The sequence below is a fragment of the Pantoea sp. Cy-639 genome (genome assembly GCF_011752525.1).
Lineage (GTDB): Bacteria > Pseudomonadota > Gammaproteobacteria > Pseudomonadales > Pseudomonadaceae > Aquipseudomonas.
On record NZ_VWXI01000005.1, the window covers coordinates 161,496 to 184,574 of the forward strand.

The window sequence follows — 23,079 nt, forward strand, 5'->3', positions numbered from 1 at the left end:
TCCCGTCTTTAAGAGGAGCGCGCTGCATGACCGTGATCAAGCAAGACGACCTGATTCAGAGCGTCGCCGACGCCCTGCAATTCATCTCGTACTACCACCCCGTCGACTTCATCCAGGCGATGCACGAAGCCTACCTGCGTGAAGAGTCGCCTGCCGCGCGTGACTCGATCGCCCAGATCCTGATCAACTCGCGCATGTGCGCCACCGGCCACCGCCCGATCTGCCAGGACACCGGGATCGTCACCGTGTTCGTCCGCGTCGGCATGGACGTGCGCTGGGACGGCGCCACCCTGAGCGTCGACGACATGATCAACGAAGGTGTGCGTCGCGCCTACAACCTGCCCGAGAACGTCCTGCGCGCCTCGATCCTGGCCGACCCGGCCGGTGCCCGCAAGAACACCAAGGACAACACTCCGGCAGTGATCCACTACTCCATCGTGCCCGGCGACAAGGTCGAGGTGGATGTCGCGGCCAAGGGCGGCGGCTCGGAGAACAAGTCGAAGATGGCCATGCTCAACCCGTCCGACTCGATCGTCGACTGGGTCCTGAAGACCGTGCCGACCATGGGCGCCGGCTGGTGCCCACCAGGCATGCTCGGCATCGGCATCGGCGGCACCGCCGAAAAGGCCGCGGTAATGGCCAAGGAAGTGTTGATGGAGTCCATCGACATCCATGAGCTCAAGGCTCGTGGCCCGCAGAACCGCATCGAAGAGATCCGCCTGGAGCTGTTCGACAAGGTCAACCAACTGGGCATCGGCGCCCAGGGCCTGGGCGGCCTGACCACCGTGCTCGACGTCAAGATCATGGACTACCCGACCCACGCCGCCTCGCTGCCGGTGTGCATGATTCCCAACTGCGCCGCCACCCGTCACGCCCACTTCGTGCTCGACGGTTCCGGTCCTGCCGAGCTGGAAGCCCCGTCGCTGGACGCCTACCCGGAAATCGTCTGGGAAGCCGGCCCGAGCGCGCGCCGCGTGAACCTGGACGACATCACCCCGGAAGAAGTCGCCAGCTGGAAACCGGGCGAGACCATCCTGCTCAACGGCAAGATGCTCACCGGCCGTGACGCCGCGCACAAGCGCATGGTCGAGATGCTCAACCGCGGTGAAGAACTGCCGGTCGACCTGAAAGGCCGCTTCATCTATTACGTCGGCCCGGTCGATCCGGTCGGTGACGAAGTGGTAGGCCCTGCCGGCCCGACCACCGCCACCCGCATGGACAAGTTCACCCGCCAGATCCTCGAGCAGACCGGCCTGCTGGGCATGATCGGCAAGTCCGAGCGTGGTCCGACCGCCATCGAGGCGATCAAGGACAACAAGGCCGTGTACCTGATGGCCGTCGGCGGCGCCGCCTACCTGGTGGCCCAGGCCATCCGCAAGTCGAAGGTCCTGGCCTTCGCCGAGCTGGGCATGGAAGCGATCTACGAGTTCGAAGTGAAAGACATGCCGGTCACCGTTGCGGTGGACAGCAAGGGCGAGTCGGTGCACATCACCGGCCCTGCGCTGTGGCAGAGCAAGATCGCCGAAAGCCTGGCGGTGGAAGTGAAGTAACAAGACCGCTGGTCGCGAAAAACCGCTCCTCTGGAGCGGTTTTTTTTTGCCTGTCCACCCTGACAACCAGCACTCTCAAGGTCTTTTCGATTGATGGGTAATGGCGGCTTCAACCCCATAGAGCCCACCGTCTCCTGTAGGAGCGGCCTTGTGTCGCGAAGGGCTCGCAAAGCGACCCCGGCAAGTCCAAGCCGAGCGCCATGTATCAGCACCTTGAAAGGGCTGGCGCCAACAACGCAAAACCCCGGCTCACCTTCAATCCCGCCCGGGTGAGATCTATGTACCGCTGCCATCGTCTCTGTGCCCACTTTAATGAGGCTCTTCTCCCACAGCGGGCATTGCTCATGAACTACACACAACAGGCTAATCAGTGGCTAAGCCGCTTCGAAATCGCCATCACCTCCAACACCAATCGCGTCTTTGCCAATGGTCGCCAGCAAGTCGAAGTCACCATCAGCATCGAACCACGCAAAGGCCAGGAGATCAGCGCCGAACAACTCGCCACCCTGCAGCTCATCGTCATCGACGACGATGGCATCCCGCGTGATTTGCAAGGCGACCTGCAGGTGACCGACCGGCGCGACGGCCGATTTGCCTTCCACGCCGCCTCCGGTGCGATGCCAAGCGCTCTCATGCAGTCATCCCCGCGTACCCTGCGCCGGCGCTTCTACGTCAGTTCCACCCACGCGGGCGGCACACTGAGCACGCTGTATGCCGGCATCTGGAAGGACGAGCAGACCCACTTCGAAACCAACCGCGCGCCCTTCCAGTCATCGGTAGTGATCGAGTCCATCGCCACGCCTGAGCCGCATGCATCGATGTTCAGTCTCGAGCTGGAGAAAAAAAGCGAAAGCTACAACGTCGAAGGTACTCACGACGATGAGTTCGAGTACCAGGTAGGCCACTTCGGCTTCAGCGACCCGCGGAACAGGATCGTCGAGAGTCACGCCCATGCCACGCCCTCAGGTGAAGCCTTCTACTGGCGCCACAACTGGGACCATGTCCTGATTTCATTCACCGGTACCAACGACTACAGCCAGTATTGCCACGTGACCGCCTACGGCGTGAATGAAACGTTCGAACGCTACACCGGCGGCGCGCAACCGCTCTTTACCAACCGCCCCAACCACATGACCCTGAGCCTCTACCACCAGCGGTTCTATCGCCGCCACTACAGTGATCGGGCCGAACACGCCAGCCGCTGGACCGTGCTGGACAAGCATGGCAACGCCTACGGTATCGAGTTTGTCGCCACCGAGTCAGGTCGCCACGTCCAGTTCCGCCTTACCCAGGCCAACGGCTGATCCAATGCGTCGGAGCCCCGCAACGCGGCTCCGTTCGACCCTTCGCTTTCCTGAGACGCTCACCATGTCAAGCCTGCATACCCAGGCCAGTAACTTCCTGGACTTCATGAAAACCGGCGTGGACAACCGTACCGGCCAGTTCACCCTGGCGGTCGCCCTACCCCTTCCTCCCGCCAATCAACTGAGCGGCCCCGCGCTTTCGCTCACCCTGGCCTTCAGTGTGCTGGCCTCGCGCGTCAACAGAGGCTACGGGCTGGGCTGGAGCCTGGGCCTGTCCGAACTCGACCAGGACACTCTCAGGCTCGCCTCCGGCGAACAGTACGTCATCGACCAGGAGGCCTCTACCTTCGCGCCCGAGACCCCGCAGACCTTCATTGACCAGAAGCTCGCGACACTGCGAGTCACCCCACAAGCCGATGGCGACTATCGGATTGACAAGAAATCCGGAACACGCGAAATCCTGCGTGAGCAGGAAACCAGTGGTCGCTATCTGGTCGAGGAAATGCATTCCACCGAGGGCCATCGCCTGTTCATCGACTGGGCCCCCTACGGTAATCACGGCCATTTCATTCTCCAGCGCATCCGCGATGAACAGCGCGAGCTGCTGAGCGTGGAGCAGTTGGGGGACGAAGTAGAGTTCACCGTCAATCCGCAAACCGCCAAGGCGGCGCTGCTGCGCCTGGTGCTGAGCAATGACCGGCTTGTCGAGATCCACCTGCCCAATGTCGCTTCCCCCATCAGCATCGACTACGACGAAGAGCCTCTGGTCGATGGCACGCGACTGTTGTTGCCCTGCGATGTGCGCAGCCCGCTGGGTGCGCATGACACCATCACCTGGGCGACCGGTCGCCACGGGCACCACCTGCCTGCCGATGCACCGTTCCCTTATTTGCCGCGAGTTCTGTCATGGAACCACGGCAGCGGCACGCCTGGTAACGAACGGATTCATGCCTACCAATGGCTCGGCACGACCAATTACCTGGGTTTTGGCAGCCAGCAGGCCCTCTCCTGGCAGACGGGACGGGACAACCTTTACCAGGTCGAGCGCGAGTATCAGTACCAATGCCTCGAAACGCTCACCGATGCCAGCGGCCAGGGCCTGGGCAGCATCGAACGGGTATGGGACCGCTTTCACCTGCTGGTCAGCGAAACGAGCCGTCTGGGCAACTGCGAGACCTGCAAGAACACGCGCTATGGCGTCGACCCTGAGCTGGCCTGGGAACAGCAACCCGCCAGTTGCCAACTGCCTCACCAGATCACCACCACATGGACCGACCACGCCCGAGGCGGCGCCAGCCGTACCGAAACCACGACCTACCGCTATGACGACTTCGGCAATATCACCTACGTGAGCTACCCGAGCGGCATCGAGGAAATCAACCTCTACTATCCTGCCGAGGGTGACGAAGGCTGCCCACCGGATCCGCTGGGCATGGTGCGCTGGCTCAAGAAAAAAATCACCCGTCCAGCAAAGGCCCCTGGCAATGCGCCAACCCTGAGTACAGTCTTTACCTATGAGTTGCTCCCTTCGCTGATCGAAGGTGCGCCTGCGCATGTTCTGGTTGCCAGTGAACGCTTGCTCGACGAACAGAGTGACCGCGTCCGGGAAGAAACCCGCCAGTCTTACGTCAGGACCCCAGGCATCGCCTACGGTCGTGAAGCCAAGAGCGTCACCGAACTCAACGGCAAGCTCACCACCACCGGCTATCGCTACGAAGTCCGCAACGACGAGTTGATCAGCACAACCACGATCACCGGCTTCGAGAACGACGAAGAGCATCGTGCCAGCGACAGCTTCGCCCAATCTCTTCTGAGCGGGCAGACCACCTGGATGCGTGACCGTGCCGGCAGCTACAGCCGTTACTACCACGACGGCCTGGGCCGTATCGTGCGGACCGTCAATGCAGCGGGCACTCCTTACCAGACAGAGCAGACCGCTCGCTACCACCTGGACGACACCGTGGCTCGCGAAGTCCGCGCCAAGCCACAGGACAACCCGGTCATGGTCGAACTGACCGATTCCACCGGCTGCCGGCAACGCCAATGGCTCGACGGTGATGGCCGCGTCGTCAGACAGGAGCGCGAGGACCTCGATCATGTCCCGGGCACCTTCCGCGAAATCTTGCACACCGTCTACGACGCCCTTGGCCGGCCGATCAGCCAAACCCGGCGGGACTGGCTCGGCACGGACGACAACTGCGAGCTCACCTTGACCAGCACGAGCGCGTACGACGACTGGGGCCAACCCGCCCTCAGCACCAGCCCTGAAGGCATCAGTAGCCACTTGCACAACGATCCCGTCACCCTGCGCAGCGAGCAGTGGCAAGCGGCGGGTACAGCGACCGGCGCAAAGCTGGTGGTCGTGCACGATATCTCGGGCAACCCCATCGAACAGCAGCACCTGACAGCCGATGGCGAGCTGATCCGCACCCACAAGCAGGTGCGTGACGGCCTGGGCAGGGTCATCGAGGAACGCATCGAGGCCGTGGGCAGCCCCACCATCCTCACCTTCACCGAGCATGACCACTACGGGCGGGTCACCCAACAGACCCTGGCCGATGGCACCCGTCTGTCCTGGACATTCGCTGCCCACAGCGACGATGCGCATGTCGAGTCCCTCAGCGTCACCCCAGCACAGGAGCACCAGCCATGACTGCCATGCCAATCGAAATGGGCCGCCAGACCTTCGACGGCCTGGGGCGCCAGCGCTCGGTCTGCGTGACCGGCCGCACCACCCACTATCACTACCAACCGGGTCAGTTGCCCCCAACCGCCAACACCCTGCCCGACGGCAAGCGCATGGCGTATACCTACGAACCCCAACTGGGCAATGCGCTGCTCTGCACCCAGGTCGATGGCAAATCCAGCGAACGACTGACCTACCACAGCCAACTGTGCCGGCCCATCCGGGCCATTGGCCTGCGTGATGAACAACAATGGCACTTCTCCCCATCCGGCCAACTGACGCGCGACAGCTGGACGGTCGACGGCCAGACTCACAGCACGCGCTGGCGCCACTCTCTGCTCGGCCGGCTCCTTGGCTTCACCGACAGTGCCGAAGTGGAACATCAGCGCACGCATGATGCGTTTGGCCGGGTATGCCGTCTGCAAGCCGGCGATGTTTGCACCACCTTCATCTACGATGCCTTTTCACGCCCCTCGGTCATCACCACCCAGGACCAGGCCAGTGGCAAGGCCCTGAGCAAGCAGCTGGACTACGACAGCTTCGGCCGTGAGACCCGCTGCACCTTCACGGTCAGCGAAACTGGCCAGCGCCACACCTTTGTCCAGACGCAGACTTACTCCAACCTCGATCAAGTGCTCTCGCGTACCTGGGAAGAACCTGGCAAGAAAGCGCAGGAGCATTTCGCCTACGATCTGCGCGGGCGCCTGGTGCACTACACCGCCAACGCCGACGCGGCCCCGCAGGATCCGTTCGGCAATGCCATCGTCGAGCAGCGCTTTGCTTTCAACGCATTCGATGGCCTGCGCGAAGTTGTCAGCCTCTTCACTGACGGCAGTGCTGACATCGCCACCTTCCGCTACGCGCAAAGCGACCCCACTCAGGTCGTCTCGATCAACCACACCCATGCCAGCTGGCCGGCCAGGATCGAACTGACCTATGACGCCTGTGGCCGTGTGGTCAGCGACAGCCTCGGTCGTCGCATGGACTGGAACAGCCACGACCGACTGACCAACGTCACCTACCAAGGCAGCACCTGCCACTACCACTACAACCCCAGTGGCCAGTTGTGCGAGCGTATCGTCGATGACAAGCTCATCCGCAGCTTCCACAGTGGCGCGCAGCTGACCCACGAGCAACGAGAGGGGCAACGCATGGAACTGGTCGGTGATGGCTCCACGCTTTTTGCCGTCAACCAGGTTACCCGTGGCGTACGCCAGGGCACCCTGCTCGGTTGCGATAGCCAGGGAAGTGTCCGCCTGGAGATCAGTCAAGACCTGCGCAGCCGCCGCTACAGCAGCCATGGCACAGAACCCGAGCAAGAGGGTCAACATGCTTTCGGCTACTGCGGCGAGCGGCGCGAACCACTGACCGACTGGATAATTCCGGCCGGCTACCGCCCCTACGACCCCTTGCTGATGTGCTTTCTCTCCCCTGACAGTGAAAGCCCTTTCGGTCGTGGCGGCATCAATCCCTACGCGTATTGTGGGGGAGACCCGATCAATCGCACCGACCCTGACGGCCACAGCTGGCAGAGCTGGGTCCTGGCCGGCGTTGGGGTTGCCGTCGGGTTGATCGCCACAGTCGCCAGCATGGGCACTGCCGTGCCTGCCCTCCTGGCCAGCGGCAGCCTCACGGCCAGCGGTGCGCTGGCCGTCGCCACGGCCGCCTTGAACATGGTCTCACTCGGGACGGGGATGGCCGACATGGCCATGCACGTCAGCGGCAAAGATGAGAAAGCCGCTAGCATCCTCGGATGGATATCCATCGGTACAGGCGCCGGGAGCCTGGTGACCAGCGCAATGCTTGGCATGGGTGCAGGGACATTACGGCAAATGAGCCAACGCTTGCGCATGCCAGGCCGGGCCAGCCGCGTGGCCCAGGGGGGGCGGCGCAACGCCATCCAGTCACCGCTGACCAGTACACCCACTCGCCAGTTTTGGGGAAGCCAGGCACTTCACGAAAGAAAGCTTGGGCCGGGTCAGTACAGCCACGATGTGGTCTGGCACCAACGGTTCCTCGGCCAGTACAGGGCATTCGAGACCCACGGCTCCTCGGATGGCCTGCTGATGAACGCTGAAGGGAAGATGGTCGACCCACTGCGAGTCGCCATTCAGGAAATCGCCCCGAGGCTCAAGGGTATCGATACGAGAGAGCCTCTGCTCCTGCTGGCCTGCGAAGGGGGGAGGAGCGGAGCGGCGCAGCAGCTGGCCAACCATCTGCAACGCCCGATTTACGGCTATGACAACGTGATTGGCGTTGGCGACCTGCGCAATGTGCAAAGCCTCTTTCTGACCAATAGCCACACTACGGCGCCCACGCAGAGAATTCCTTTCATGCGTCGCCTGCTGGGGAATCAAGGCCCGTTCTCCAGCCCAAACTACCAAGGGCGGGAGATCGCGACAGGACGGTTCTATTTTCCCCGAGGAACTTGAACAAGGGCGCAGCACCTTTTTAGCTGCGGCCACTGACGCCGGATGAGCATGTGCCTGGGGCCTTGCCTTCCGGTGTCACCACGCCAAGCCAAAGCCTCGCCTCCACCATTGGCTGCATCTGCGACACCACATCCTGGCAGCACACTACCGGTCTCATACCTGCAGCGTCTTGACCCAGAACGAGATGATCTTGTCCGAAGGTGACTGCTCCTCCCGATCACGCCAACGATAAGACGTGCGCAACGACGGCTCATGCAGGAAGCCACGGTTGCGCCAGAACCCCAGCAGCGGCTTGTAGTCCACTGGTCGCTGTGGGTGCCCGGCTGGACGCTCCACGGTACAAAAGGCGCAAGCCTCGAACTCTACCAACTTGTGGGCATAGGATTCGCGCTCGATGAAGAAGCGCACGCCCAGTCCCTGACCGCGATACGCCGGCAACAGTACCGATCCACCAAAGTAATAAACTGATGCCGGATCCCGCCCCTGGGCAAGGAACGGTTGCTGGAAATCAGACATCTCGTCGACCAGCGGCAGGCCTGCGGACGCGCCGATCACCTCGCCGCCGTCCAGTGCCAGTACCACAAGGCTGCGACCCGACTCGGCGTAGCTGGCAAGGTGGTCCGCTTCCTGCTCCAGCGAGCCGTCGTACAGGTAGGGGAACTCGCGGAACACGCTCAGGCGCAAGCGCGCGAGGTCATCGATGTAAGGCGCGATGGCGGCGCCATGCAGCAGGCGTATTTCCATGGTGAGGCAGTCGTCTGGTCGCAGTGGATCCGCGCTCGGCCAAGCCGGGCCTGAAGGGGAACCCTATCATCGGCCCGGCAACCTGCCCTTGCCCCTGCGCGACAGGTATTTCTCCACGACCGCTACCGAACCGCAAGGCTGCACCAGCTACGCCGACTCCTGCCGCGATCGCCTCGACTGATTGCGATGGAAGGGCTACTGGATACGCGTCCCCAGCACCTTGAGAAACGCGGCCAGCCACGCCGGATGTGCAGGCCACGCCGGCGCCGTCACCAGGTTGCCGTCCACATGCGCCTGGTCCACCGCGATATCGACGAACTTCCCGCCGGCCAGCCTCACCTCGGGCGCACAGGCCGGATAAGCGCTGCATTCACGCCCTTTCAACACTCCGGCCGCCGCCAGCAGTTGCGCGCCATGGCACACCGCCGCGATCGGCTTGCCGGCGTGGTCGAAGGCCCGGACCAGTTCCAGCACCTTGTCATCGAGCCTCAGGTACTCTGGCGCCCGACCACCAGGGATCAGCAGCGCGTCATAGCTTTCGGCGCGGACCTGGACAAAGTCGTAGTTCAGGGCGAAGTTGTGCCCGGGTTTCTCGCTGTAGGTCTGCTCGCCCTCGAAATCATGGATCGCCGTGCGCACGGTCTGCCCCGCGACTTTCTCCGGGCACACCGCGTGCACGGTATGGCCGACCATGCGCAGGGCCTGGAACGGCACCATCGCCTCGTAGTCCTCGACGTAATCACCCACCAGCATGAGAATTTTCTTCGCCGTCATCGCATCCACTCCATCGGTTGTCTGGGAACAATCCCAGCACGATAGTCTGCTTTGACCCGCAGCGATATACGCCCCTAGTCGCGGCGATCCAGCAGGTTGGCCACTACCCGGTCCAACCAACCCCACAGCCGCTGTTGCACCCGCCGCCACAACGGCCGGGCATGCCAGCGCGCCAGGTCGACCTCCAGGCTCTGGGCGAAATCGCGTTCGAAGCTGGCCGCCACCGCAGCGGTCAGCGGCGGATCGAGGGCCTCGACGTTGGCCTCGAGGTTGAAGCGCAGGTTCCAGTGATCGAAGTTGCAGGAGCCGACGCTGACCCAATCGTCGACCAGCACCATTTTCAGATGCAGGAAACAGGGCTGGTATTCGAAGATCCGCACCCCGGCGCGCAGCAGTCGCGGGTAATAGCGATGCCCGGCATAACGCACCGCCGGATGGTCGGTACGTGGGCCGGTGAGCAGCAGGCGCACGTCGATGCCCTTGAGCGCAGCCCGGCGCAGCGAGCGGCGCACGCTGAAGGTCGGCAGAAAGTACGGCGTGGCCAGCCAGATCCGCCGCTGGCCGCTGTTCAGCGCACGCACCAGCGCATGCAGGATGTCCTGGTGCTGGCGGGCGTCGGCATAGGCCACCCGGCCCATGCCCTGGCCCTGGGCCGGTACCCGGGGCAGGCGCGGCAGGCCGAACCCCTCCGGCGGGCGCCAGGCGGTACGACGCTGGTTGGCGTGCCATTGACGGTCGAACAACAGTTGCCAGTCGGTGACCACCGGCCCCTCCATGCGCACCATCACCTCATGCCATTCGCTGGTGTCGACGTCGGGCCTCCAGAACTCATCGGTGACCCCGGTGCCGCCCACCACTGCCCAACGCTCGTCCACCAGCAGCAGCTTGCGATGATCGCGGTAAAGGTTGCGCAGGCCACGACGCCAGCGCAGGCGGTTGTACCAACGCAAGTACACCCCCGCCGCCAGCAACCGTTCACGCAATACGCCGGGAAAGGCCAACGAGCCATAGTCGTCGAACAGACAGCGCACCCGCACGCCACGCTGCGCCGCCTGCTCCAGCGCCTCGACCACGGCCTCGGCACAGGCACCGCCCTCGACCAGGTACAGCTCCAGGTCGACCTGGAACTCGGCGCGCACGATCGCCAGGAGCATGCGCGGAAAGAATGCAGGGCCATCGATCAGCAGTTCGAACTGATTGCCATCCCGCCAGGGGAAGACCGGCCCGGGCATCTCAGCGTGCGGTGAAGATCAGCACCGCGCTCACCGGCACCGAAGGATTGATTGATCTGAGCCCGGCGAGCTTGCGCAGGTTTTCCAGACCCGGCAACAAGCCAAAGTCCGAGGCGCTCAGGATCAACGGCTCGAGCGTGACCACCTGGAAGCGTCGCTCATCCAGGCGGGTGGCCAACAACAGGGGGGTATAGCTGCGGGTCTGGCCATGCAGGGTGACGCTCACCGGCAGACGCAATTCCAGCTGGGCACCATTGGCCAGGTCGTTGATCGGCCGCAGGTCGATCTGCGCCCGTACCGTGGCTTCGGGAAACTGCTCGAACGCGAACAGTCCGTCGCGCATGCGCTCGTCACGCAGCGGGATGCCACTGCTGATCGAGTCCATCTCGATGCTGACCTCGGCCGCGCCCTTGCGATCGACCTTGCCATGCAGCACCAGGAAGCGGTTGACCTCGGCAATATTGCCGTTCTTGCCAGTGACGAAGGACAGACGCGACGACTCGCCATCCAGATGCCAGTTGGCCTGGGCGGGGAGGCCCGTGGCCATGATCAGTGGAAGCAACAAGGTGGGGAGCAGACGGGACGGCTTGAACATGTGAAATCCTGTGAAACAAGACCGTCAACCTTACCCGCACGGTTTCACGGCAGCAAGCGGCAGCCCTCGCGCCGGCCCTGCCAGGCCGCCTGGTTGCTCCGCCCCAGGCCTTGGGCCGTGACCTGCCGCCGCACGCTGTCCTCCTCGAGCGAGGCAAGGGGCAGGTACTGCTTCACATAACCCCGGCAGTACGCCTCGTCGAAGTGCATCACGAAACGGCACGAGCAGTACTCCTTCGCCGAATACGCCGAGAGGATGCCGGGGAAGTCCGCCAGCGCCTGGCGCTCGTGCCAGCCCCAGGCCAACAGCAGCGCCAACGCCAGCAGCAGGATCCGCTTCATCTCCCCTCCCCGGCCACGGCGGCCAGCACTCGCTTGAGCAGTTCGTTGTGGCTGTAGGTGCCGTCGCGATCATCGCCGTAGCGTACGATCACCAGTTTCTGCGCGGGTAACACATACAGCGCCTGCCCCCAGTGTCCCAAGGCGGCGAAGGTGTCGAGCGGCGCGTCCGGCCATGGCGGCGACTGGCCGGGCAATGGCTGGTTCAGCCACCAGTGGCCTCCTGGGTTCGCTTCGCCGGGAAGGGGCTCGGCGCTCGTGAACAGGGTTCGGTTGAACGCCAGCCACCGCGCCGGCAACAGTTGCTGCTCGCGCCAGCGCCCGCCGCGCTGCATCAGCAGGCCGATGCGCGCCAGGTCCCGGGCGCTCAGGTATAGATATGAGGAACCGACATAGGTGCCCGCGCCATCGCGCTCCCAGGCGGCACTGTCGATACCCAGCGGATTGAACAGTGCCTGCCAGGGATAGTCGGCGTAGCGTCCCGGCTCGAGCATGCCACGCAGGGCCGCGGCCAGCAGGTTGCTGTCGCCGCTGGAGTAGACGAAGCGAGTGCCCGGCGGGCGAGCGGCCGGCATGCCGGCGGTGTAGGCGGCCATGTCGTTGCGGCCACGGGTATAGAGCATGGCGACCACCGACGATTTCAGTGGCGCGTATTCGTAGTCTTCCTGCCAGGCCAGGCCGCTGGCCCAATGCAGCAAGTCGGCCAGGCGCAGCGTCGGGTGCTGCTGCAAGGCGGGGTAGTAGCGCGCGGCAGGATCGTCCAGCCGGAAGCGTCCCTCGCCGTAGGCCACGCCCATGACCGTGGCCAGCACGCTCTTGCTCACCGACCAGGTCAGGTGCGGGGTGTCGGCGCCGGTAGGCGCGGCGTAGCGCTCGTGGAGAATGTGACCATCGCGGATGATCAACAAGGCATCGGTGCGCACGCCACTGCGCTCGGCGTCACGCGGCGGGAAGGCGTAGGCATCGACGGCCTGCCAGTCGAACGTGGAAGTGTCGACTGGCCATTGCGCGCCGGGCCAGTCTTCGGCCCAGGACGGGCAGGCCAGCATGGCCAGGAACAACAGCACTGCCTTCATGAAAGCTGCCTGCTTGGGCCGGCGAGGCAGCCCCATGGTTCAACGAATCCCCCAGCCTCTCAGGCTTTCATGACAATCCGGCGGCAGCCCACGCCTTGGCCAGGCGCTTGTCACGGGCGGCGGCGGCCAGCGCCAGCACGCTCTGGTCGCGCTGCCACAGTTGCAGCCACTGCTCAGGCCCGCTGGCCAGCGCCTTGTCTATCTCGCCGCGCAGGCCCTGGAACTGGGCGAACAGCCCGCCCAGCAGCAAATGGCAGGCCACCCCCTCGGGGCATTGCCGGCTGCCTTCGGCGCACCCAGCCAACAACGCCAGCAGGCGCAAGCGCAGGTCCTGGGGCCAGGCGCACTCCTGGGCCACGCCGTACAGCCAAGCGACCAGCGCGCTGAGCACGTAGAGATCCTCCAGCGAGCGGAAGGGCTTCACGTAGGCATCCCAGCCATCGCCGGCCAGCAGTTCACAGGCAGCCCCCTCCAGTATCAGCCGACCGTGACCGACCTCAGGCATCAGGGGCAGGGTCGGCAAGGCTTCCAGGGTAACGCCAGGCTCACCTGGATAGACCACCGCCAGTTGCAGGCTCGGCGCCTCATCCTGCCCTTCATGGCGCGCCGCCACCAGCAGCCACTCGGCTTCCAGGCCAGCGGTAACGAAATCCTTGCTGCCACTCAGGCGCAGGCCCTCCAGCCGGGTGCGCATGTCCGCCGGGCGCACGCTGCGTCGCTCGGTGGCGCACAACGCGCCCAGGCTTGCCGGCGCGCTGGGCCAGAGCACCCGCAGGGCCGCCTGGTAACCGAGCAGGAAGGCCAGGCCGGGAGTGGCCATGGCGCGTCCGCCGAGCACCGCCAGTTCGAACGGGGCAGCCGTGCCGAGGCGTTCGAACACCGCGCTGTAGGTTTCGCCCAGGGTCGCCGCCAATGGCTGACGCAGAGGGTCGTTGAGTCGTTGCAACCAGGCCATCGCAAGCTCCTTTTGAGGGTGTCACGCAAGCATCACCAAAGATTCACGGAGGTGACACTGCGCGTACCTAGGCTGACTTTGCACAACAAAGCCGACCGGCCGCAACCCTTGGGCTGGCTTATGGAGACTCGCAATGACCCGGATCGCTCGCCCTGGCGACAACAGCACCGAACGCCGTCTGCAAGCCGAACGCCTGGTCGGCGCCACGGCCCTGCAAGAAGCACAGGCCCTGCGTTTCAAGGTATTCAGCGCCGAATTCAAGGCCAAGCTCAAGGGCGCCGAACACGGCCTGGACATGGACGACTACGATATCCACTGCCGCCATATCGGCGTGCGTGACCTGAGCACCGGGCAACTGGTCGCCACCACCCGCCTGCTCGATCACCAAGCCGCCAGCAGCCTGGGCCGCTTCTACAGCGAGGAAGAATTCAGCCTGCACGGCCTGCTGCAGTTGCAGGGGCCGATCCTCGAGCTCGGCCGGACCTGCGTCGACCCGGACTACCGCAACGGTGGCACCATCGCCGTGCTCTGGGGCGAACTGGCCGAAGTGCTCAATGAGGGTCGCTACAGCTACCTGATGGGTTGCGCCAGCATCCCCATGCAAGACGGCGGCGTACAAGCCCACGCGATCATGCAGCGCCTGCGCGAGCGCTACCTGTGCACCGAGCACTTGCGCGCCGAACCGAAGAACCCGCTGCCGACCCTGGCCTTGCCCAACAATGTCATCGCCGAGATGCCGCCGCTGCTCAAGGCCTATATGCGCCTGGGCGCGAAGATCTGCGGCGAACCCTGCTGGGACGAGGATTTCCAGGTTGCCGACGTGTTCATCCTGCTCAAGCGCGACGAACTGTGCCCACGCTACGCCCGCCACTTCAAGGCGGCGGTCTGATGCCGCGCCTGCGGGCGATAGCCCGCCTGTTGCGCCTGCTACTGGTGGTTGCCCTGGGCCTGGCCATGGCCAGTGTCATCGCCGTGGGCGAACGGCTCGGCCTGAAAGCCTCGGCCGAACGCCGCCAGCGCTGGACCTGCCTGTTCATGCGTCACCTGGTCGACGCCCTGCCCTTCAAGGTACGGATCCAGGGTGAGCTGCCGCGCCAGCCGCTGCTGTGGGTTTGCAACCATGTGTCGTGGACCGACATCCCCCTGCTGGGCATGCTCACCCCGCTGTCGTTCCTGTCCAAGGCCGAAGTTCGCCAATGGCCGGTGGCCGGCTGGCTGGCGGAAAAGGCCGGGACGCTGTTCATTCGCCGTGGCGGCGGCGATGCCCAACGCCTGCGCGAACAGATCAGTGGCCTGCTCGGCGAGCAGCGTCCTTTGCTGATCTTCCCTGAAGGCACCACTACTGATGGCCGTACCTTGCGTACCTTCCATGGCCGCCTGCTGGCCGGTGCCATCGACCGAGGCACGCCGTTGCAGCCAGTGGCGATCCAGTACCTGCGCGATGGCCAGCCAGATCCACTTGCACCGTTCATTGGCGAGGATGACCTGGTGTCGCATCTGATGCGGCTGTTCGGCCAGGACCGTGGCGAGGTGGTGATCCAGCTGTTGCCACCTGTTCAAAGCGCCGGCAAGGAGCGCGCGGCGCTGGCGCTCCAGGCGCAGCAGGCGATACACCTGGCTTTGTTCGGTTTCGAGGAGGTCGAGCAGCGTCGGGGGGTGAAGGCTGCTTGAGGATGTGCGTTGGGGCCGGGTTCCTTGGGGACATCGCATGAGGGCTTTCCAGTGTCCGCCGAGGCAAAGGCAGCGCTCTGGAGATCGAGCACCTTTTACCGCCTGGTGCGGGGCTGGAGTCTTGCGGCGCCTAGCAGATCGAGCGCCGCCCGCGCGGCGCATCGCGGGCTATCGCCCACTCCCACATCTGTTTCGGGCGATGCAGTCCTGTGAGGGTACCGCTGTATGCCTTGGTGCATGTCTCAAGTCAGGCGAAGCGCCAGCGACGCCCACGCTGAAACCGCGTCCTGCCAACAAGGCGGACCAGGCAATGCCACAGGAGAGACTGGCCCGAAACAGATGCTGTCCTGTGGGGGTATCGCTGTATGCCTTGGTGCATGTCTCAAGTCAGGCGAAGCGCCAGCGACGCCCACGCTGAAACCGCGTCCTGCTAACAAGGCGGACCAGGCAATGCCACAGGAGAGACTGGCCCGAAACAAATGTGGGAGTGGGCGATAGCCCGCGATGCGCCGCGCGGGCGGCGCTCGATCTCAAGAGCGCTACAAGACTATAGCCCTGCCCCCACACTCCCCGATCCAATTGCAACCAAAGCACTCTCCCCTCTCCCCGCCTCGGCAAACGCCTGCAACTGTGGATAGAACACCCGGAAGTCCGCCAGCAACGGCTCATAAAGCCGCTCCAGCTCATCCATCATGCCGTCCATCCCTTCAGGTCGCGACAACCGCCGGGCAATGCCATGAAACACCTGCTCGAGAGTAGCGAAATCGCCATAGGCCCCCAGCCAGTCATCCGCCGCCATATACGGTGCGATCCGCGCCAGGCGGCCGGGCAACGCCGGCTCGGCCAACAGCACCCGGTAGAACCCCCGGGTGAACTGCTCCAGTGGCTGCTCCGCGTACTCGCCCCAATGCCGGGCCAGGCAATGGTCGAAGAACACATCCAGGGCAATGCCGGCGAACCGCCGCCGCTCCCGGGGGAAACGCGCCAGCGCCGCCAGTACCTGCGGATGACTGTCGGTATAGCGGTCGATGTGCCGATGCAGGCGGATTGCAGCTTCCAGCGCCGGGGGAAAACGCCCCTCGAGCGAGCCTTTGACGAAATCGCCATACAGACTGCCCAGCAGTTGCTGCGGCGCCGGACCGCCCAGATGAAGGTGTGCGAGGTAGTTCATGGCGGCAGTCTAGCACCGCACCCGCACCCGCTGGCACAGCCCGATATAACGTTTCACGCTCGACTCAGAACCTCTTCATATTTGTATATCGCGAAATACCGATTTATATTTCGCCTCATCGCGATATACCGCTACACACACTGAGCCCGATCATGCCTCTCGATATCGACGAAATCATCAAAGCCCTGTCCCACCCCGTCCGACGGGACATTCTCGTCTGGCTCAAGGAGCCGGCCGCGCACTTCCCCGACCAGCACCACAGCATCGAACACGGCGTCTGCGCCGGGCAGATCGACCAGCGCTGCGGACTTTCGCAGTCGACCGTCTCCGCCCACCTGGCCACCCTGCAACGCGCCGGCCTGGTCAGCAGCCAGAAGATCGGCCAGTGGCACTTCTTCAAACGCAACGAGGACACCATCCAGGCGTTCCTCAAGCAGATCAGCCAAGAGCTCTGACAAGGATCTCGCCATGCCCCTCCCCCTCTTGATCCTGGCGCTCAGCGCCTTCGCCATCGGCACCACCGAGTTCGTCATCATGGGCCTGTTGCCCGATGTCGCCCAGGACCTCGGCGTAAGCATTCCCGGCGCCGGCTGGCTGGTGACCGGCTATGCCCTGGGCGTGGCCATCGGCGCGCCGTTCATGGCCCTGGCCACCGCCCGCCTGCCACGCAAGGCCGCACTGGTGGCGCTGATGGGCGTGTTCATCATCGGCAACCTGTTGTGCGCGGTAGCCGGCGACTACAACCTGCTGATGTTCGCCCGGGTGGTCACCGCACTGTGCCACGGCGCGTTCTTCGGCATCGGCTCGGTGGTCGCTGCCGGCCTGGTGCCCGCCAACCGCCGCGCCTCGGCGGTGGCCCTGATGTTCACCGGCCTGACCCTGGCCAACGTGCTCGGCGTGCCGTTGGGCACCGCACTGGGCCAAGTGGCCGGGTGGCGCTCGACCTTCTGGGCGGTGACCGCCATCGGCGTGGTCGCACTGCTCGGCCTGATCCGCTTCCTGCCCCTGCAACGCGATGCCGAACAGGTGAACCTGCGCAGCGAACTGGTGGCGCTCAAAGGGGCGGGCATCTGGCTGTCGCTGAGCATGACCGTGCTGTTCTCAGCCTCGATGTTCGCCCTGTTCACCTACGTCGCGCCGCTGCTCGGCGAAGTCACCGGCGTCTCCCCGCGCGGCGTGACCTGGACCCTGCTGCTGATCGGCCTGGGCCTGACCCTGGGCAACATCCTCGGCGGCAAGCTGGCCGACAGACGCCTGGGCGCCACCCTGATGGGCGTTTTCGCCAGCATGGCGGTGGTCTGCACCGTGCTGAGCTGGACCAGCGTCGCGCTGGTACCCGCCGAGATCACCCTGTTCCTCTGGGCCACCGCCGCCTTCGCCGCCGTGCCGGCGCTGCAGGTCAACGTGGTGACCTACGGCAAGGCCGCGCCGAACCTGGTGTCGACCCTGAACATCGGCGCCTTCAACCTGGGCAATGCCCTCGGCGCCTGGATCGGCGGCAGCGTCATCGCCCATGGCCTTGGCCTGACCCGCGTCCCCCTGGCGGCGGCGGCCCTGGCGGTGCTGGCACTGATCGTCACCCTGGTCACCTTCAGCCAGCGCGGTGGCGACGCCGAACTGGCCAACGTATCCCACTGACCCGTGCGAGGCTTCTGACATGACCACGCTCTTCGATCCGATCACCCTGGGTGAGCTGAGCTTGCCCAACCGCATCATCATGGCCCCGCTGACCCGCTGCCGTGCCGACGAAGGCCGCGTCCCCAACGCGCTGATGGCCGAATACTACGTCCAACGTGCCAGCGCCGGACTGATCCTCAGCGAGGCGACTTCGGTCACGCCGATGGGCGTTGGCTACCCCGATACCCCAGGCATCTGGAACGACGAGCAGGTGCGTGGCTGGAACAACGTGACCAAGGCCGTCCACGCCGCCGGTGGGCGCATCTTCCTGCAACTCTGGCACGTCGGGCGCATCTCCCATCCGTCCTACCTCAACGGCGAATTGCCGGTGGCGCCCAGTGCCATCCAGCCCAAGGGCCACGTCAGCCTGGTACGCCCGCTGAGCGACTACCCGACACCACGCGCCCTGGAAACCGAAGAGATCAGCGATATCGTCGAGGCCTACCGCAGCGGTGCCGAGAACGCCAAGGCCGCCGGTTTCGACGGCGTGGAGATCCACGGCGCCAACGGCTACCTGCTCGACCAGTTCCTGCAGAGCAGCACCAACCAGCGTACCGACCGCTACGGTGGCTCGCTGGAAAACCGCGCCCGCCTGCTGCTGGAAGTGACCGACGCGGCCATCGAAGTGTGGGGCGCAGGCCGGGTAGGCGTACACCTGGCGCCACGCGCCGACGCCCATGACATGGGTGACAGCAACCGCGCCGAAACCTTCGGCTACGTGGCTCGCGAACTGGGCAAGCGCGGCATCGCCTTCATCTGTTCACGGGAGAGGGAAGCCGACGACAGCATCGGCCCGCTGATCAAGGCAGCCTTTGGCGGTCCGTATATCGTCAACGAGCGCTTCGACAAGGCCAGCGCCAATGCCGCCCTGGCCAGCGGCAAGGCCGACGCCGTGGCCTTCGGCATTCCGTTCATCGCCAACCCCGACCTGCCCGCGCGCCTGGCCGCCGACGCGCCGCTCAACACAGCGCATCCGGAGACGTTCTATGGCAAGGGGCCAGTGGGATACATCGATTATCCGCGGCTGTGACTGAAACGATCGCGGGGCAAGCCCGCTCCCACGCTGGCTGTACCAATTGCCGTGGAAGCAGGCTTGCCCCGCGATGAGCGCCGAACTCAGGGCCGGGCGTTGATCTGCTGCTGCAGGTTCTGGATCTGGCTCTGCAAGGTACTGATGTTGCGGGTGGTCTGGCCGCGGAAGGCATCGAACTCCTGCACCGAGGCGCCACCGGCCGACGGCGCCGGACGATTGTCGGCCTGGCTCTTGAGCACCAGCACATCCTGCTCCAGGCTGGCGATGGCCGCGCCTGGGTTGCCCTTCTTCAAGGTCGCCACATCGCTGCTCAGGCTCTTGAGTTGCCCCTCGAGCTTGCCACCGTCCAACTGCCCGGACTTGAGCGCCGCAAGCTCGGCGTTGACGGCCTTCAGCTGAGCCTGCAACTGCCCCTGCAACTCGGTCACCGCCTTCTGCTGCTCACGGGTGTCGGCCAATACCTGTTCCAGACGCTTGTCCAGGTCGCCCGCCTGCCCGGCAACCCCTTGCTGCTGCTTGCCCTGCTCGGCCAACGAGGCCTGCAACTGGCGGATCTGCAACTTCAGCGCCTCGCTGCCGGTACTGGCACTGGATTCGCTGGCATCGACCTTGCCGCTGATCGCCTGCAGGCGCCCGGCAGCCTCCTCGCTGATGCGCGCGAAGCTCTCCTGGGTGGCCACCAGTTGCTGCTCCATCAGCGAGATCTGCTGGAAGCTCCACCACCCCAGGCCGGCCAAGGCTATGAACGATGCGCCCAGCAAGGCCCACAACGGGCCATTGCTGCGTGGCCGCGCCACCTTCTGGCGGCTGCGCGCGACATGGGCAGGCAGCAGTTCGTCATCATCGGGGGTACCGGCACGCAGGGTGGGCACATCGTCGAAATCGTCGTGGGCGTCGTTACGCATGGGTGGCATTCAACCGCAGTGGTAGCAAAGAGGCATGAGTATAAACCGCCGAAGCGGCGCACTGATGACCATCATCCACCCGACAGGTTCACTGCCAGCCTGGTTGCGCCTTCCACCAGGCGCAGAATTCATCCAGCGCCGGCCACAGGTCGGCCTTCGGCCGGTAGTCCAGGTACTGGCGCGCGCGGCTGATGTCCAGGGTGAAGTCCGTGCTCATCACCTGCACGGCGGTACGGCTGAGGGTAGGCTGTGGTCGCCCCGGCCAGAGCAGGCAGGCCGCCTCGTTCAAGGCCCCCAGGCTGTAGGCCAGGCCACGGGAACGGTAGCGCTCGACCTGGGGCAGCTGCATCTGGCGCATCACATAGTTCACCACATCCCACAACGGCAACGGATGGCCATTACTGATGTTGTAGGCCTGGCCCAGGGCCTGGTCCGGGGCGAACAACGCGCCGAGCAACGCTTCATTGAGATTGTGCACACTGGTGAAGTCGACCTTGTTCAGGCCGTTGCCGATGATCGCCAGGCGGCGTTTGCGCTGCATCCCCATCAGCCGCGGGAAGATGCTCGCATCCCCCGCCCCGGTGACGAAGCGCGGACGCAAGGCGAGCACCTCCAGGCCGAACTCCTGGGCACCGAAGACTTTCTGCTCGGCCAGGTGCTTGGTCAGCCCGTAGTGGTCATGGAAACGCCGCGGCACCTGGTCCTCGCGGATGTCCAGACGCGAGCGGCCGGTGAAGTAGATCGACGGCGACGACAGGTGCACCAGGCGCCGCACATGTTCCTTGATGCACCCCTCGACCACGTTCTCGGTCAGCACCACGTTGCCCTGGTGAAAGTCCTGGTAACGCCCCCAGGTACCGACCGCGCCCGCGCAATGCACCACCGCGTCGACCCCCTGGCACAGACGTCGGGCCAGTTCGGCGTCGCCCAGGTCGCCGGGGATGAACTGCGCGCCCCGCTTGACCAGGTGCTCCACGCCCTCCGCCCGCCGGCCGTTGACCCGCACGTCCAGGCCCTGCTCCAGGGCAAACCGCGCGAAGCGTCCGCCAATGAAGCCGCTCGCGCCGGTGACCAGAATTCGCATGTAAGACTCCGCCTTGCCTGATTTCAGATGCAACTGACGTCGGATATGCCTACAACGGCACCAGCCAGTCCTGCGCGGTATGGCGCAGGTGTTCGGTCAGTTGGGCGAGCAGTTGCCCGCCGTTTCGCCAATGATGCCAGTACAGCGGCACGTCGATGGGCGTATCCCTGCAGATTTCCACCAACTCGCCACGGGCCAGTTGCTCGGCCACCTGGCGTTCCGGCACCAGGCCCCAGCCCAGGCCGGCCTCGGTCATGCGCAGGAACCCCTCGGAAGAGGGGCACAGGTGGTGCAGGAAACCATCCTCGATACCCAGGGATGCCAGGTAACGGTGCTGCAGGAAGTCATCCGGACCGAACACGATCGCCGGCGTGCGTGCCAGCCGGGCGCGCTCGAACCCCTGTGGGAAGTACCGTGCCATGAAGGCCGGACTGGCCAGTGCCCGATACCGCATCGCCCCCAGCGCCAGGCTGCGTGCCCCGGCCACCGGCCGTTCGCTGCCGCACAGGCAGGCCGCGACCTCGCCGGCGCGCATGCGCTTGAGGCCCACATCCTGGTCCTCGACCACCAGGTCCAGCAGCAACTGCTGCTGTGCGCAAAACACCCCCACCGCGCCGGCCCACCAGGTTGCCAGGCTATCGGCGTTGAGGGCGATGCGCAGGCGCTCGGGCATGCCCTCCTCGTCCAGCGCCGGCACCTGGCGCTGCAGGTCGCGTTCGAGCAGCCGCACCTGTTGCACATGGTTGAGCAGTTGCCGCCCTACTTCGGTCGGGCTGGGCGGCGTGGCCCGTATCAGTACCGGCTGCCCGACCCGCGCCTCGAGCAGCTTGATGCGTTGCGAAATGGCCGATTGCGACAGCCCCAGCACCTGGGCGGCGCGCTCGAAGCCAGCTTGTTCGATCACCGCGGCGAGGGCGGCGAGCAGCTTGTAGTCGAACATCGATTTTCCTAATGACGGATCAGCTCTATTTGTTTTTCTTATATAGACGATCTCGCCACAATGGCCACATCTTTCTTGCAATCCGCGCCCACGGTAACGTCGGCGCCAGTGGAGTGTTCCTCTTATGTGGCAAAGCTATCTCAACGGCATGCTGGTGGCCTTCGGCCTGATCATGGCCATCGGCGCGCAGAACGCCTTCGTCCTGGCGCAAAGCCTGCGCCGCGAGCATCACCTGCCGGTGGCCGCACTGTGCATCATCTGCGACGCCATCCTGGTTGCCGCCGGCGTATTCGGCCTGGCCACCGTCCTGGCCCACAACCCGACGCTGCTGGCCGTGGCTCGCTGGGGTGGCGCGCTGTTCCTGATCTGGTACGGCGCCAAGGCACTGCGCAGCGCCTGCTCGAAGCAAAGCCTGCAACATCAGGAGGGCCAGGGCATGCGCTCACGCCGTGCGGTGCTGCTCAGCGCCCTGGCAGTGACCCTGCTCAATCCCCACGTGTACCTCGACACCGTGCTGCTGATCGGCTCGCTGGGCGCCCAGCAGGCCGTGCCCGGGGCCTATGTCGCCGGTGCCGCCAGCGCCTCGCTGGTGTGGTTCTCGACCCTGGCGATCGGCGCCGCCTGGCTGGCGCCGTGGCTGGCCCGGCCCGCCACCTGGCGGCTGCTCGACCTGATGGTGGCAGTGATGATGTTCGCGGTGGCCGCGCAGTTGATCTTCAACTGACACCCCCACGAAAGCCAGGCCCCCACCCAGCGCAGCACCGGCCCCGCCTGTCGCGCCCGGCGAACCGCTCTGGAACCTCTATTCCCTACGGATGTTGCGTGGTTATGCGTCGGGGCCGGTGCTATGATCCAGCCCTTGCGTCGCAAAGAGTACAAACTCGCCGACGTACATCGGGCCGCCCGTGATCG

General features: G+C 64.9%; 21 protein-coding genes. 10 read left to right on the forward strand and 11 right to left on the reverse strand.

The genetic code is table 11. The features are described from left to right. Positions 1-26: 26 nt before the first annotated feature. The 4 genes from F3J43_RS08505 (at position 27) to F3J43_RS08520 (ending at position 7,972) form a co-directional block, all read left to right on the forward strand. Entirely contained in the window at positions 27-1,550 is a 1,524-nt protein-coding gene (locus tag F3J43_RS08505; protein WP_166884703.1) for a fumarate hydratase, read from the forward strand. A 344-nt stretch (positions 1,551-1,894) separates the two neighbouring features. After that, entirely contained in the window at positions 1,895-2,854 is a 960-nt protein-coding gene (locus tag F3J43_RS08510; RefSeq protein WP_166884705.1) for a hypothetical protein, read from the forward strand. 64 nt (positions 2,855-2,918) lie between these two features. Continuing rightward, the gene (locus F3J43_RS08515) at positions 2,919-5,507 is read left to right on the forward strand and encodes an RHS repeat domain-containing protein (protein WP_166884707.1); all 2,589 of its coding nucleotides are present in this window, start codon (positions 2,919-2,921) and stop codon (positions 5,505-5,507) included. Then, positions 5,504-7,972 carry an RHS repeat domain-containing protein gene (locus F3J43_RS08520; protein ID WP_166884709.1) on the forward strand — a complete coding sequence of 823 codons (2,469 nt, stop codon included), beginning with the start codon at positions 5,504-5,506 and terminating at the stop codon, positions 7,970-7,972. Before F3J43_RS08515 ends, F3J43_RS08520 begins: the two co-directional genes overlap by 4 nt. A 153-nt stretch (positions 7,973-8,125) precedes the next feature. Here F3J43_RS08520 and F3J43_RS08525 read toward each other — a convergent pair whose 3' ends face one another. From F3J43_RS08525 to F3J43_RS08555, 7 genes are all read right to left on the reverse strand, one after another. Continuing rightward, entirely contained in the window at positions 8,126-8,716 is a 591-nt protein-coding gene (locus F3J43_RS08525; protein ID WP_166884712.1) for a GNAT family N-acetyltransferase, read from the reverse strand. Positions 8,717-8,911: 195 nt separating this feature from the next. Then, positions 8,912-9,490: a DJ-1/PfpI family protein gene (locus F3J43_RS08530; RefSeq protein ID WP_166884714.1), complete on the reverse strand. Its 579-nt coding sequence runs from the start codon at positions 9,488-9,490 to the stop codon at positions 8,912-8,914. Positions 9,491-9,564: 74 nt separating this feature from the next. Beyond that, entirely contained in the window at positions 9,565-10,722 is a 1,158-nt protein-coding gene (locus tag F3J43_RS08535) for a phospholipase D-like domain-containing protein (protein WP_166884716.1), read from the reverse strand. A 1-nt stretch (position 10,723) separates the two neighbouring features. Next, positions 10,724-11,317 (reverse strand): YceI family protein, encoded by a 594-nt coding sequence (locus tag F3J43_RS08540; RefSeq protein ID WP_166884718.1) that lies wholly within the window; start codon positions 11,315-11,317, stop codon positions 10,724-10,726. 44 nt (positions 11,318-11,361) lie between these two features. Then, on the reverse strand, positions 11,362-11,658 hold the full coding sequence (locus tag F3J43_RS08545; protein WP_166884720.1) for an amidase: 297 nt from the start codon (positions 11,656-11,658) through the stop codon (positions 11,362-11,364). Beyond that, complete coding sequence (locus F3J43_RS08550) at positions 11,655-12,731, reverse strand: serine hydrolase domain-containing protein (protein ID WP_166884722.1); 1,077 nt, start codon at positions 12,729-12,731, stop codon at positions 11,655-11,657. Before F3J43_RS08550 ends, F3J43_RS08545 begins: the two co-directional genes overlap by 4 nt. 67 nt (positions 12,732-12,798) lie before the next feature. Further along, positions 12,799-13,686, reverse strand: coding sequence for an acyl-CoA dehydrogenase middle domain-containing protein (locus F3J43_RS08555; protein WP_166884724.1), 888 nt, complete (start codon positions 13,684-13,686; stop codon positions 12,799-12,801). A 133-nt stretch (positions 13,687-13,819) separates the two neighbouring features. Between F3J43_RS08555 and olsB the strand changes: the two genes are divergently transcribed. Both olsB and F3J43_RS08565 read left to right on the forward strand, forming a co-directional pair. Next, positions 13,820-14,575, forward strand: coding sequence for an L-ornithine N(alpha)-acyltransferase (olsB, locus tag F3J43_RS08560; RefSeq protein WP_166884726.1), 756 nt, complete (start codon positions 13,820-13,822; stop codon positions 14,573-14,575). After that, positions 14,575-15,357 (forward strand): lysophospholipid acyltransferase family protein, encoded by a 783-nt coding sequence (locus F3J43_RS08565; protein WP_166884728.1) that lies wholly within the window; start codon positions 14,575-14,577, stop codon positions 15,355-15,357. Before olsB ends, F3J43_RS08565 begins: the two co-directional genes overlap by 1 nt. A gap of 547 nt (positions 15,358-15,904) precedes the next feature. Here the strand turns inward: F3J43_RS08565 and F3J43_RS08570 are convergent. Then, a complete protein-coding gene (locus tag F3J43_RS08570) occupies positions 15,905-16,528 on the reverse strand; it encodes an acyl carrier protein phosphodiesterase (RefSeq protein ID WP_166884730.1) in 624 nt (207 codons plus the stop codon). Between the two features lie 152 nt (positions 16,529-16,680). Between F3J43_RS08570 and F3J43_RS08575 the strand changes: the two genes are divergently transcribed. Genes F3J43_RS08575 through F3J43_RS08585 form a run of 3 tightly spaced genes read left to right on the forward strand, consistent with a single transcriptional unit; the run spans position 16,681 to position 19,235 of the window. Next, positions 16,681-16,983 carry an ArsR/SmtB family transcription factor gene (locus F3J43_RS08575; RefSeq protein WP_166884732.1) on the forward strand — a complete coding sequence of 101 codons (303 nt, stop codon included), beginning with the start codon at positions 16,681-16,683 and terminating at the stop codon, positions 16,981-16,983. Between the two features lie 13 nt (positions 16,984-16,996). Further along, positions 16,997-18,166 (forward strand): MFS transporter, encoded by a 1,170-nt coding sequence (locus tag F3J43_RS08580; protein WP_166884734.1) that lies wholly within the window; start codon positions 16,997-16,999, stop codon positions 18,164-18,166. A gap of 19 nt (positions 18,167-18,185) precedes the next feature. Next, a complete protein-coding gene (locus F3J43_RS08585) occupies positions 18,186-19,235 on the forward strand; it encodes an alkene reductase (protein ID WP_166884736.1) in 1,050 nt (349 codons plus the stop codon). 86 nt (positions 19,236-19,321) lie between these two features. Here the strand turns inward: F3J43_RS08585 and F3J43_RS08590 are convergent, their stop codons facing one another. From F3J43_RS08590 to F3J43_RS08600, 3 genes are all read right to left on the reverse strand, one after another. Further along, a complete protein-coding gene (locus tag F3J43_RS08590; RefSeq protein ID WP_166884738.1) occupies positions 19,322-20,143 on the reverse strand; it encodes an ATPase in 822 nt (273 codons plus the stop codon). Positions 20,144-20,231: 88 nt separating this feature from the next. Further along, positions 20,232-21,227 (reverse strand): NAD-dependent epimerase/dehydratase family protein, encoded by a 996-nt coding sequence (locus tag F3J43_RS08595; RefSeq protein WP_166884740.1) that lies wholly within the window; start codon positions 21,225-21,227, stop codon positions 20,232-20,234. Positions 21,228-21,276: 49 nt separating this feature from the next. Continuing rightward, entirely contained in the window at positions 21,277-22,167 is an 891-nt protein-coding gene (locus F3J43_RS08600) for a LysR family transcriptional regulator ArgP (RefSeq protein ID WP_166884742.1), read from the reverse strand. 124 nt (positions 22,168-22,291) lie between these two features. Between F3J43_RS08600 and F3J43_RS08605 the strand changes: the two genes are divergently transcribed. Further along, positions 22,292-22,891 carry a LysE/ArgO family amino acid transporter gene (locus tag F3J43_RS08605; protein WP_166884744.1) on the forward strand — a complete coding sequence of 200 codons (600 nt, stop codon included), beginning with the start codon at positions 22,292-22,294 and terminating at the stop codon, positions 22,889-22,891. Positions 22,892-23,079 lie beyond the last annotated feature (188 nt).